15 protein-coding genes are annotated in these 11609 nt (G+C 73.0%); 4 read left to right on the top strand and 11 right to left on the bottom strand.

Annotation, left to right across the window (positions count from 1 at the left end):
• Positions 1-5 precede the first annotated feature (5 nt).
• The 7 genes from PZC42_RS08980 to PZC42_RS08950 all read right to left on the bottom strand — a co-directional run bounded on the left by PZC42_RS08980 (position 6) and on the right by PZC42_RS08950 (position 4431).
• Positions 6-1007 carry an aspartate carbamoyltransferase catalytic subunit gene (locus tag PZC42_RS08980; RefSeq protein ID WP_277210204.1) on the bottom strand — a complete coding sequence of 334 codons (1002 nt, stop codon included), beginning with the start codon at positions 1005-1007 and terminating at the stop codon, positions 6-8.
• Positions 1004-1615, bottom strand: a complete 612-nt coding sequence (gene pyrR, locus PZC42_RS08975) for a bifunctional pyr operon transcriptional regulator/uracil phosphoribosyltransferase PyrR (RefSeq protein WP_277210202.1) — start codon at positions 1613-1615, stop codon at positions 1004-1006. Before pyrR ends, PZC42_RS08980 begins: the two co-directional genes overlap by 4 nt.
• A 152-nt stretch (positions 1616-1767) precedes the next feature.
• Positions 1768-2184, bottom strand: coding sequence for a transcription antitermination factor NusB (nusB, locus tag PZC42_RS08970; protein ID WP_277210200.1), 417 nt, complete (start codon positions 2182-2184; stop codon positions 1768-1770).
• A 1-nt stretch (position 2185) separates the two neighbouring features.
• Positions 2186-2749, bottom strand: a complete 564-nt coding sequence (gene efp, locus PZC42_RS08965) for an elongation factor P (RefSeq protein WP_277210198.1) — start codon at positions 2747-2749, stop codon at positions 2186-2188.
• A gap of 86 nt (positions 2750-2835) precedes the next feature.
• Complete coding sequence (locus PZC42_RS08960) at positions 2836-3207, bottom strand: hypothetical protein (protein ID WP_277210196.1); 372 nt, start codon at positions 3205-3207, stop codon at positions 2836-2838.
• A 3-nt stretch (positions 3208-3210) separates the two neighbouring features.
• A complete protein-coding gene (locus tag PZC42_RS08955) occupies positions 3211-3906 on the bottom strand; it encodes a hypothetical protein (protein WP_277210194.1) in 696 nt (231 codons plus the stop codon).
• Between the two features lie 60 nt (positions 3907-3966).
• A complete protein-coding gene (locus PZC42_RS08950) occupies positions 3967-4431 on the bottom strand; it encodes a type II 3-dehydroquinate dehydratase (protein WP_277210192.1) in 465 nt (154 codons plus the stop codon).
• A 116-nt stretch (positions 4432-4547) separates the two neighbouring features.
• Between PZC42_RS08950 and PZC42_RS08945 the strand changes: the two genes are divergently transcribed.
• On the top strand, positions 4548-5939 hold the full coding sequence (locus PZC42_RS08945) for an FAD-binding oxidoreductase (RefSeq protein ID WP_277210190.1): 1392 nt from the start codon (positions 4548-4550) through the stop codon (positions 5937-5939).
• Here PZC42_RS08945 and PZC42_RS08940 read toward each other — a convergent pair.
• The gene (locus PZC42_RS08940) at positions 5927-6853 is read right to left on the bottom strand and encodes a Rossmann-fold NAD(P)-binding domain-containing protein (RefSeq protein ID WP_277210188.1); all 927 of its coding nucleotides are present in this window, start codon (positions 6851-6853) and stop codon (positions 5927-5929) included. The two genes, PZC42_RS08945 and PZC42_RS08940, sit on opposite strands and share 13 nt — an antisense overlap.
• 70 nt (positions 6854-6923) lie before the next feature.
• Between PZC42_RS08940 and PZC42_RS08935 the strand changes: the two genes are divergently transcribed.
• Positions 6924-7499, top strand: a complete 576-nt coding sequence (locus PZC42_RS08935; RefSeq protein WP_277210186.1) for a TetR/AcrR family transcriptional regulator — start codon at positions 6924-6926, stop codon at positions 7497-7499.
• Here PZC42_RS08935 and PZC42_RS08930 read toward each other — a convergent pair.
• The 3 genes from PZC42_RS08930 to PZC42_RS08920 are packed head-to-tail and all read right to left on the bottom strand — an operon-like array spanning position 7487 to position 9707.
• A complete protein-coding gene (locus tag PZC42_RS08930) occupies positions 7487-7927 on the bottom strand; it encodes a TIGR03668 family PPOX class F420-dependent oxidoreductase (protein ID WP_277210184.1) in 441 nt (146 codons plus the stop codon). The two genes, PZC42_RS08935 and PZC42_RS08930, sit on opposite strands and share 13 nt — an antisense overlap.
• A gap of 5 nt (positions 7928-7932) precedes the next feature.
• Positions 7933-8286 (bottom strand): iron chaperone, encoded by a 354-nt coding sequence (locus PZC42_RS08925; protein ID WP_277210182.1) that lies wholly within the window; start codon positions 8284-8286, stop codon positions 7933-7935.
• 44 nt (positions 8287-8330) lie between these two features.
• On the bottom strand, positions 8331-9707 hold the full coding sequence (locus PZC42_RS08920) for an MFS transporter (protein ID WP_277210180.1): 1377 nt from the start codon (positions 9705-9707) through the stop codon (positions 8331-8333).
• Positions 9708-9806: 99 nt separating this feature from the next.
• Between PZC42_RS08920 and PZC42_RS08915 the strand changes: the two genes are divergently transcribed.
• The gene (locus PZC42_RS08915) at positions 9807-10802 is read left to right on the top strand and encodes an alpha/beta hydrolase (protein ID WP_277210178.1); all 996 of its coding nucleotides are present in this window, start codon (positions 9807-9809) and stop codon (positions 10800-10802) included.
• Positions 10799-11599, top strand: a complete 801-nt coding sequence (locus PZC42_RS08910; protein WP_277210176.1) for a glycerophosphodiester phosphodiesterase family protein — start codon at positions 10799-10801, stop codon at positions 11597-11599. Before PZC42_RS08915 ends, PZC42_RS08910 begins: the two co-directional genes overlap by 4 nt.
• Positions 11600-11609: the final 10 nt, after the last annotated feature.

Genomic DNA, 11609 nt, shown 5'->3' with positions numbered 1-11609 from the left:
CGTGCTCACAGGTCGTTCCCTTCTGCCGAGCGGTCCCCGGCCATCAGCAGGTAGAGGGCCGCCATGCGTACGGCGATGCCGTTGGCGACCTGCTCGACGATCACGGCCTTGTCGGAGTCCGCGGCCTCCGCGGAGATCTCCAGCCCGCGGTTCATGGGGCCTGGGTGCATGACGATCGCGTGGTCGGCCAGCTGCGCGAGCCGGCGCGCGTCCAGGCCGTAGTAGCGGGTGTACTCCAGCGGGCTCGGGAAGAACGCGCCGGCGCCGCCGGACATCCGCTCACGCTGTACCCGCAGCATCATCACCGCGTCGGGGCGCCAGTCGGCCAGCGTGGCGTCGAGGTCGTAGGAGGTGCGGCACGGCCACGCCTCCACCCCGACCGGCACGAGGGTCGGCGGCGCCACGAGGGTCACCTCTGCTCCGAGGGTGTGCAGCAGCGCCACGTTCGCCCGCGCGACGCGCGAGTGCAGCACGTCCCCGACGATGGCGATGCGCAGCCCGGCCAGGTCCGCGCCGACGCCGTCGTCGGCCGGGGCCGCCAGACCGCCGGCGCGACCGGCGAGGTGGCGCCGCATCGTGTAGGCGTCGAGCAACGCCTGGGTGGGGTGCATGTGCGTCCCGTCGCCGGCGTTGAGCACCGCGGCGTCGAGCCAGCCGGCGTGCGCGAGCTGGTAAGGCGCCCCGGAGGCCCAGTGCCGCACGACGACGGCGTCGGCGCCCATGGCGTGGAGGGTCAGCGCGGTGTCCTTCAGGGACTCGCCCTTGGACACGCTGGAGCCCTTGGCGGAGAAGTTGATGACGTCCGCGCTCAGTCGCTTCGCCGCCGTCTCGAACGAGATGCGGGTCCGGGTGGAGTCCTCGAAGAAGAGGTTGACGACCGTGCGCCCCCGCAGGGTGGGGAGCTTCTTGATCTCCCGCGACTGGGTCGCGGCCATCTGGGCCGCGGTGTCGAGCAGGCCGACGGCCTCGTCCTTGGACAGGTCTGCGGTGGACAGCAGGTGCCTCATCGCGTGCTCCTGACGTCCGTCGACCCGTCACGGCCGGCGATCACCACGGCGTCGGCGACGTCGTCGACCTCGGCGAGCCGCACCCGGACGCGCTCGCTCTGGGCGGTGGGCAGGTTCTTGCCGACGAAGTCGGGGCGGATCGGCACCTCACGGTGGCCGCGGTCGACGAGGCAGGCGAGCCGTACGGCACGGGGCCGGCCGAGGTCGCCGAGGGCATCGAGCGCGGCACGGATGGTCCGCCCGGAGAAGAGCACGTCGTCGACGAGCACGACCGTCTTGTCCTCGATCCCGACCGCGGGCAGACGGGTGATACCGACGGCCCTGGTCGGCTGGCGACGCAGGTCGTCGCGGTACATGGTGACGTCGAGCTCTCCGGTGCAGGCGTCGGCGTCGAAGGCGGGGTCGATCTGTGCGAGCCGCTCGGCGAGCCGCCGTGCGAGGGTCACGCCACGGGTCGGGATGCCGAGGAGGACGAGGTCGTCGACCCCACGGGAACGCTCCACGATCTCGTGGGCGATGCGCGTCAGTGCGCGAGCGACGTCGCTCGCTCCGAGGACGGTGGTGCCGTCCGGCTCGGGGACTTCAGGCAGGGCAGGGCCAGGGTTCAACGGGACTCCTTCTCCGCCTCACAGGACGGTTTTAAAGGGGGTCGGTCGGGCTCAGCGTAACCCGCTCACCCGGGGCCGACGCAGCCGACGACCACCATGTGGTCGTCGGCTGCGTCACATCGCGCCGCGCCGGCGCGCGAACCTCGGAACCGTCAGGCCAGGAGGGTCGGCTTGATCTCGAGGAGCCGCCCCAGGAGGCCGTTGACGAAGGCCGGCGAGTCGTCGGTCGACAGCTCCCGGGCGAGGTCGACGGCCTCGTCCACGGCGACGACGTCGGGGACGTCGTCGTTGTAGATGAGCTCGAACGTGCCCACGCGCAGCAGCGCCCGGTCGACCGCCGGCATCCGGGCGATCGTCCATCCGCGCGAGTAGGTCTCGAGGAGCTCGTCGATGCGCTCGCGGTGCGCGACGACGCCCTCGACGAGGTCCACGGTGTACTGCGGCACGGACGCCTCGGCGTGCGGCTCGATGACACGGTCCTGCAGCAGGACGAGGGGGTCGACCCCCCGCGCCTCCGACTCGAAGAGGATGTCGGCGGCGCGCTTGCGGGCCTTGGTCCGGGAGGCCACGTCAGTCGTTCACGCGGCCGAGGTACGACCCGTCACGGGTGTCGACCTTGACCTTGGTGCCCTGCTCGAGGAACAGCGGGACCTGGATCTCGGCGCCCGTCTCGAGGGTCGCGGGCTTGGTGCCGCCCGTGGAGCGGTCACCCTGCAGACCGGGCTCGGTGTAGGTGATCTCGAGCACGACGGACGACGGCAGCTCGACGTAGAGCGGCTGGCCGTCGTTCGACGCGACCATGATGTTCATGCCCTCGAGCATGTAGTCCTTGGCGTCGCCGACGGTGGCGGCCGGGACCAGGATCTGGTCGTAGGTGTCGGTGTCCATGAACACGAAGTCGGCGCCGTCCATGTACAGGTACTGGAAGTCGCGACGGTCGACGTTCGCCGTCTCGACCTTGGTGCCGGCGTTGAAGGTCTTGTCGACGACCTTGCCCGAGAGCACGTTCTTCATCTTCGTCCGGACGAACGCCCCGCCCTTGCCCGGCTTGACGTGCTGGAACTCGAGGATCGACCAGAGCTGCCCGTCGATCCGCAGCACGGTGCCGTTCTTGATGTCGTTGGAGGTAGCCACGTTCTTGTCTGTCCTCGGCGGGTCTCGGGGTCAGGCGGTGAGCCTGTCGGAAAGGCGTGCGGCGCCCACAATAGGCCCCGGACATCCTACAGCGCGCCGAGGACCGCGTGCCCGGCCAGCCCGAGTGCCGCAGCCCACACGAGCGACGCGAGCGTCCCGACGACGAACCGCTCGCCGGCCACCGGGTGCTCCCGCAGCTCGGGGAGCCGGCCGAGCGCCTTGACGGCCACGACGACGGCGACACCCTCGGGGTGGCCGACGAGGATCGTGCCGGTGATGGCGAACCGCTCCAGCAGCCCGATCCACGTGCCGTTGCCCAGCACCGCCAGCGCCTCGGCCTGCGCCGCCGGCCCGGAATCCGCGTGCCGGAGCAGCAGCGGCACCAGCCACGCCCCGAGGGCCACGCTCAGGGCCAGCACGGCCACCGAGACACCTGCGATCGCCAGGCCTGTCGCCACCTGTCACTCCTCGTCGTACGGTTCGTCCGGATCCTCGTCCGCGGCGGTCGCCGCGGCGTCGGCCGCCCGCAGCAGCCGCGCGGCCAACGGCCTGGCCGCCACCTCCTCGGCCCACAGCGCCGCACGCAGCCGCTGGCTGACAGCCTGCTCGCTCACGCCGAGCCTCGCCGCCGTGGCTCGCTGCGGGGCGTTGACCCCGCTGTGCTCGGCGAGCGTATCGACGGCCTCCCACCCCGCGTCGGAGCGACGCGCCGCCACAGCACCCAGGAGCCGCAGCAGCGCCTGCGCGTCCCCCGCGATCGTGGCTGCCGGCTCGACGGACGGCCCGTTGACGGCCAGCGGCACCGTACTGCCCCTCCCCTTGGCCTCGTCGACCGCCGCGCGCGCCCGGACGAACGCGGGACCTGCCGCAGCACGGGACGTCTCGGGCAACGGGAGGTCGACCGCGCCCACGCCCAGGCCGACCGACCAGCCTCCGTCGCGCAACAGGTCCGCGACGACCCGCACGGCGAGCTGGGCACCCGACTCGTCGGCGGCCAGAACACCCTGGACCTCGTCCCCGACGGTGCGCTCGAACGGGAGCACCAGTCCCGCGCTCCGTCCACGGTCCTGCGTGACGGCACGGAGCAGCTCCAGCACGTGCGGCACGAGATCGCCGCGGGTGGTGCTGGAACGCTGATCGACGGTCAGGACGAGCATCTATCAAGGATGCACCCTTGTTGCTAGTCTGTCAAGTTCTTAGCCTTGCTAGGACCAAATCTAGCCTGAGAGCTTGTTGTGTACCGCTTCCAGCGCGAGACGGTACGAGTCGAAGCCGAACCCCGCGACCGTGCCGGTGGCGATACCGGCAACCACCGAGTAATGCCGGAACGACTCGCGTGCGGCAGGGTTGGACAGGTGGACCTCCACGAGCAGCAGACCCGACGTCGTCACCTGCGCGGCCGCGTCACGCAGTGCGTAGCTGTAATGGGTAAAGGCAGCAGGGTTGAGCACGACGTGCGAACGGCCGTCCACGGCCTCATGCAACCACCCGACGAGCGCGGACTCGTCGTCCGTCTGACGCACCTGCACCTCCAGCCCGAGGCCCCCCGCCCACTCCGCGGCCGCCAGCTCCAGGTCCGCCATCGAGGCGTGACCGTAGACCTCGGGCTCGCGCACACCGAGCCGGCCGAGATTGGGACCGTTGAGGATCATCACGCGCGGCGCGCCGTCGTCGACTGTCATGTGCCCGAGCGTACTCATCCAGCGCGGGCGTCCACCGACCCGTGACCCTTGACCTCAACGCGGCTTGAGGTAGCACCCTCGTGACCACCGACGCTCCCCGACCTCCAGGAGACCCGATGACGACCACGCCCCTGTCCCCCGCCGCCCTGCGCTCGACGCTGGACGGCACTGCGTCCGTACACACCCCCGGCGACGCCGGCTACGACACTGCCCGCGTGCTCGAGGCGGTCGGCGTCGACGTCCTCCCCACCGCCGTCGTCCGGCCGACCGACACGGCTGGCGTCGTGCGCGCCGTCCGCATCGCGCGCGACGCCGGGCTCGAGCTCGCTGTGCGCTCCGGGGGTCACTCCATGCTCGGGCTCGGCCGCGACCATGGCGCTCTGGCGCTCGACCTGCGCGGGCTCGACTCGATCGAGGTGGACCCCAGCGCCCGGACCGCGACAGTGGGCGGCGGGGTCACCGCCGGCGCGTACACCACCGCCACGGCGGCACACGGTCTCGTCACCCCGTTCGGCGACACCGGCACGGTCGGCGTCGCCGGGATCACCCTCGGTGGCGGGGTGGGATTCCTCGCGCGACGCCTCGGCATGACCATCGACAGCCTGCGGTCGGCCGAGGTCGTCACTGCCGACGGCGATGTCGTGCAGGCCGACGCCACCCGCCACACCGACCTGTTCTGGGGGCTGCGGGGCGGCGGCGGAAACCTCGGGGTCGTGACCCGCCTGACCTTCGACCTGCACGAGCAGGGTCCGGTCGTCGGGGGCCCCCTGATGTTCCCGGCGACCGGCAGCTCCGTCGCCGCGCTGGTGGGAGCCCTGCGCGCCGCTCCGCGGGAGCTCTCCGCGATCGTCATGGTGATGGTCTGCCCGCCGGTCCCGTTCGTGCCCGCCGAGAACCACGGGACGCTCGTGGCGATGGCGCACCTGTGCTTCAGCGGCGACCCCGACGAGGCCGACGGCGTCCTGGCACCCGTGCGCGACGTCGCGGCACGCGCCGGCGGGGCGATCGTCGACGCAGTGCAGCCCACGGCCTACAGCGACCTCCTCGAGGGCCCACCCGGCCCGCCGCAGGCGATGCGGGTGCGCTCGTTCTTCGCCGACGACGTCACCGAGGCGACGGCAGGTCGCATCGTCGACGCGCTCCGCACCGGTAGCGCGCCGATGCGGGCCGTCCAGCTGCGTGTGCTCGGTGGAGCGGTGGCGGACGTGGCCGCCGACGCCACCGCCTTCGCCCACCGCACCGCCGCGGTCACCGGGGTCGTGGTGGCAGCGGCACCGACGACGGCCGAGGTCGTCGAACACACCGCCTGGGTGCGTCGGATCGCCGCCGAGGTGCGCGGCGAGCGGCCGGGCGCCTACGCCAACTTCGTGCTCGACGGCGACCCCGCACTGCTCGCGGAGGTCTACCCCGGGACGACCGGCGAACGCCTCGCCCGGCTCAAGGCCGCCTACGACCCGACGAACGTGTTCCGCGGCAACCTCAACGTCACTCCAGCTCAGCCGGCCTGAGCCGCCGCGGCGAGCGCGTCGAGCGCGTCGTCGACAGTGACCAGGTCGGCCATGGTCACGCACCGGCCCGGCTGCTGGTCGGCGACGCGCTCGGCGGCCAGGGCTGCCAGCACGCCGGTGGCACGGGACTGCCCGCGCCCGGTGGCCGCGAGGCGCTGCCCGGTCCGCCGCACGGACACCTGCAGGCTCCAGTCGGCGGACCCGAGCGCTGGCGCCGAGCTGATGAGCCATCCCCCACGGCCGGCCCGCCCGACGAGTGCCACGACGCCTGTCGCCGTCCGGCTGGAGAAGGTCAGCCAGGTCCGCACGACCCGGTCGGGCACCAGCACGTGGTCCCCGAAGTCGGCGCGCAGGTAGGTACGCCGTCGGCCGTCCGGCCCTGCGGACCGCAGCGTGGTGCGCAGGTTGCGCACCTCGCCACCCTCCGGCGGGTCGTGCACGGGCGCACCGACCAGGCCGACGGTCCAGGCCACGGCGGCCCGGCCGTGCTTCTCGCCGGTCCCGAGCATCACCGTCACGTCGATCTCGTCACCGGCACGCGTGTCCAGTGCCGTCACCAGCACCGTGGACAGACCTGGCACGAGGCCGGCACCGCGGACGACGGAGGCCCCGGCGGGCGCGCCGGCCTGCAGCTGCGCGAGATACCTGCCCGTCGCGCTGATGTCGACCAGACCTGCTCCGCCGAGCCCGGAGACGATCGCCGGGTTCTCGACGCCCGAGGCGTCGAGGACCACGTCGTGGCCGACGGCGGCCCGGCGCAGCTGCTCGACGCCGTCCGGAGCCTCCAGGTCGACCGGCGCGCCGCCGTCGGCCCCGGTTCGTCCCGCGGGCGTGACCGTGTGCCCGCCGCGCCGCAGCGCCGCGACGGCGTGCCGCCCGACCGCTCCGCGGGCTCCCAGGACCAGTGCTCTCATCCGAATCTCCAAACGTTTGGTTGGGACGTGACCCTACTCCAACCGACCGTTTGGCGTCTACCCTGTGCCCATGCCCTGGGACACCGCACGCACCCGACGCCTGCTCCTGGAAGCCGGTGGCCGACGGTTCGCCGCGACCGGGTTCGCCGGGACGTCCGTGGCCGACATCAGCCGCGACGCCGCCGTCAACAAGGAGCGGCTGTACGCCTACTTCGGCAACAAGCGCCAGTTCTTCGACCAGGTGCTGGCCCATCGTCTCGACGGCCTGCTCGACGGGCTGGACGTCACCGGCACCGGGCCCGACGCCGTCCGCGACTGGACCGGACGGCTCTGGGACCGCTACGCCGCCGACCGGGACATGGCCCGTCTGCTCGCCTGGGAGAGCCTCGAGCTCACCGGGCCCGCGGTCACCGTCCACCGGTTGTCGGCCTGCGCCGGGGCCGCCCGCGTGCTGCGCGAGGTGCTGCCCGCACGGGACGAGGCCGCTGCCCGGCAGCTGCTGCTGTCGCTCGTCGTCCTCGTCACCGGGGCCTGGACGCTGCCCGGCCTCGGCGCACTGATCACCCCGGACGGTGACGCGGCCACGCGGCGATCAGCCGTGCTCGAGCACGCGGAAGCACTCGCCCGGGCCGCTCAGCCGGACTGAACCGCCGTCCACCCGGCCCACCGCTCCGCGGACAGGCGCAGCAGCGGCCCGCGCGGCGGACGACGCCGGTACGGCTCGTAGCGGGCCTCCAGCGCGCCGAGCGCCACGTCCCGGGCCGCCCCGGACACCTCGACGCGAGCCACCCCGTCCACCCGCACCCACCACAGCCGCGACCAGTCGTCGTCGTAGGCGTCCACCAGCAGGGCGGCCCGCGGGTTCGCGGCCACGTTGCGCAGCCGGCGCAGGTCGGTGGTCGTCTTGGGCTTGTGGTCGACGGCGGAGACCACCTGGGTGCCGTCCGGCGTGTCGAGGACGGCGAAGGTCACGGGCACGACGTGCGGGACGCCGTCGGCATCGGCCGTGGCGAGGTAGGCGTGCCGTGCCGTGGCGAACCGGCGGCGGCACTCGGTCTCGTCGAGGCGCGGCACCGTCGCTACGGCCGCATCGCGTCGATCTCGTCCCGGCGCAGCTGGACGAGCAGGTCGAGCACCTCGTCCGGCAGCGGGCGGTCGGGGTGGAAGCCGATCGAGCCCTTGGTGACGTGGAAGCCGTGCAGCTCGGGCGCGAGCGCCGCGATCGCCTGGGGGCTGAACGTGTAGACACCCACGTGCTTCTTCGTGCGGACCACGCTGATCAGCGGGCTGTCCCGGTACCGCAGGGCAGGCATCCCGTAGCTGCTGCCCTCCTCGACCTCCGGGACGATCTCGCGGGCGCGGGCGACGACGCGGGCGACCGCCTCGCGCTCCGGGCCCTCGAGAGACTCGACGTACTCGCTCACCGCACCCATGGGTCCATCCTGGGCCATCGTCCCCGCGTTCGCCGGGGCAAGTGTCAGGCGTCGGCGCTGTCGGTCACCACGAGCATGAGCACGAGCCCGGCGAGCAGCACGGCGACGATCCCGAGCACGCCCCAGATCGTGGCGCCGGTCAGGGCGATGACGGCGCCCCACAACGCGGGTGTCAGGAAGGACACGGCGCGTCCCGTGGTGGCGTAGAGACCGAAGATCTCCGACTCCTGCCCGGCGGGCGCCAGCCGGGCCAGGAACGAGCGAGAGGCGGTCTGGGCCGGCCCGACGAAGCAGGTCAGGGCGAGCCCCGCCACCCAGAAGACCGTCGCCCCGAAGGGCTGCAGCGCCACGACCACACTGCCACAGACCACCAGCGCGGCGAGCGACCACACGATGACCCGGCGGGCTCCGAGGCGGTCGTCGAGGCGGCCGGCGACGATCGTGCTCGCTCCCGCCAGCAGGTTCGCGACGATACCGAACAGGATGACCTGCCAGTCGGTGAACCCGAAAGACACCTTCGCCACGATCGCGCCGAAGGCGAACACCCCGGCCAGCCCGTCGCGGTAGATGGCGCTGGCCAGCAGGAACCAGAACGTGGTGCGCGACGTACGGAACAGCCCGACGACGTCGTGCCACAGCTCGACGTAGCCCGCGAAGAACCCGACCTGGGGGCGGTCCGCGGCCGGGGGCGCCTCCGGGACGTTCCGGAACAGCGGCCAGGCGAATGCCACCGCCCACAGCCCGCAGCCGACGGCGATCACCCGGAAGCCGAGCCCGTCGTCGGTCGGCATGCCGAAGAAGTCGAACCTCTGCGCGACGACGACGACCAGCAGCGCGACGATGCCCCCCACGTACCCGAGACCCCAGCCGAGCCCCGAGACCCTGCCGACGGTCCGTGGCGTCGAGACCTGGTTGAGCATCGCGTTGTAGTTCACGCCCGCGATCTCGCTCGCGACGCTCCCGAACGAGATGAGCGCCGCGCCGAGCACGAAGTAGGCGGGATCGGCACGCACGAACCCCAGCCCGAACATGCAGACCACGAGCAGGATCGTGCCGGCACCCAGCCAGGCCTTACGTCGGCCCGTGACGTCGGCACGGCGACCCAGCACCGGCGCGAGCAACGCGACCAGGACTCCCCCCACCGCGATCCAGGCGCCCAGCGCGCTCGTCAGGCCCGCGAGCGCCCGCGTGTAGACCGGGTCGTCGGCGCCCAGCGCCACGACCGCGGGGTCGAGGAACGAGTCCCCGGTGAGGTACAGCGCGGTGAAGACGAAGGTGAACACGACGGTGTTGAACGGCTGCGTGGCCCAGTCCCACAGCGCCCACGACCGTACCCGGCGACGCTGCTCGGCCACCGGCAGCGCGTCGAAGGGCTGGTCGGGGTCGGATGCCGACGGCTTCGTCGGCGTGGCGTCGCTCATGGGTGCCGAGTCTGCCGCATCCGGGTGAACGCCGGGTGACGGCACGCGGTCGGCCCGGTCGCCGGGCGCGGAGCGTGCCCGGCGGCGTACGGTACCCCCGTGTCAGCGTTGCCGAACGTCCCGCCGCCCGACGACCTCGCCTGGGAACCCGACGTGCTGCTCGACGGCTTCGTCTCGGCTCCCCTCGGCCCCGCGACGCTCGTGCGACCTGACGCACGGCCCGGTGCCGCGCGTGGCGTGGTGCTGCACGTGCACGGCTACAACGACTACTTCTTCCAGACCCACCTGGCCGACGCCGTCCGTGACGCGGGCTACGCCTTCTACGCGGTCGACCTGCGGCGTGGTGGGCGCTCGCTGCTGCGCCCGTCCGACGACGCCGGCGCGGAGGCCGGGCTGCCACCCCACTTCACGACGTCGTTGCGGGAGTTCGGCGTCGACCTCGATGCCGCGCTGCGGCAGGTGCGCATGCTCGAGCCCGGTCTGCCGGTGGCGGTGCACGCCCACTCCACCGGTGCACTGACGACGACGATGTGGTCGCACGCCCGCGGCGGAGACGGCCCGGAGGCCCTGGTGCTGAACTCGCCGTTCCTGGACCTGGCCGGGTCGTGGCTGTCCCGGCAGGTGAACACCGGGGTGCTGGGGGTGCTCGGTCGGCTGCGTCCGCTGGCGGTCGTGAGCACGCACCCCTCGGTCTACGCGACCTATCAGCACGCCGACAACGGCGGACGGTGGCGGTTCGACACCCGGCTGAAGAAGCCGGAGGGGCAGCCGGCCCGTGCGGCCTGGTTGCGGGCGGTGCGGCGGGCCCAGCTGCGACTGGCCCGGGGCCTGGACGTCGCCTGCCCGGTGCTGGCGGCACGTTCGGCCGTCTCGGGGCCGGACAGCCCCGACAACCCGGGACTCGACTGGCAGGACACGGTGCTCGACACGGCGCAGATCGCTCGGCTCGTTCCTCGGCTCGGTGCGGACGTGACCGAGATCGTCGTGGCCGACGCGGTGCACGACCTGTCGCTCTCGGCGGACGGTCCTCGCCGGCAGTACCTCGGCGCCGTGACACAGTTCCTGGCGGACCGGCTCCCGGAGGTCCGGGCATGAGCCACGGGCGCCGCGCCCCGCACCCCTACTTCGGGGACCCGGGCGGGGGCACTGTCGCGGCGTTGGCGCACCGGGGCTTCTCCCACGGCCACGCCAACCTCGAGAACTCGATGGCGGCCTTCGCGGCGGCGGTCGACCTCGGCTACCGGTACGTGGAGACGGACGCGCACGGCACGCGCGACGGCGTGGCCGTGGCACTGCACGACGAGTCGCTGGACCGCACCACGGACGCCAGCGGGCTGGTGGCGGACCACAGCTGGGACGAGGTGCGCCGGGCCCGGATCGGCGGCACCGAGCCGGTCCCGCTGCTGCGCGACGTGCTCGGCACGTGGCCCGGGCTGCGCGTGAACATCGACGTCAAGGGCGACTCGGGGATCGAGGCGACAGCTGCGGCGATCGAGGCGACAGCCAGCCACGACCGGGTGTGCGTCACCTCGTTCTCGCCCCCACGGCGTCGTGCCACGCTGGCACGGCTCTCCCGCCCCGTGGCCACCAGCGCGGGGCGCAGCGAGGTCGTCGGTTTCCTGGCGGGGGCGCGGCTGCGCGCACAGCCGCTGGTCCGGGCCGCGCTGCGGCGGGTCGACGCCCTGCAGGTCCCGGTCGACGAGGACGGCGTGACCGTCGTCGACGCCCGGACCCTCGCCGCCGCGCACCGGGCCGGCCGCTTCGTGCACGTCTGGACCGTCAACGACCCGGGCGAGATGCGCCGCCTGATCGACCTGGGCGTCGACGGCATCGTCACGGACCGCGCGGACCTGCTGCGCGACGTGCTCGCCGAGCGTGGGCTGTGGGCCTGACGCTCTCGCC

Source organism: Isoptericola croceus, assembly GCF_029382255.1.
GTDB classification, from domain to species: Bacteria; Actinomycetota; Actinomycetes; order Actinomycetales; family Cellulomonadaceae; genus Isoptericola; species Isoptericola croceus.
The sequence above is the reverse complement of the archived record's forward strand: the minus strand, read 5'-3'. Positions and strand labels throughout refer to the sequence as shown.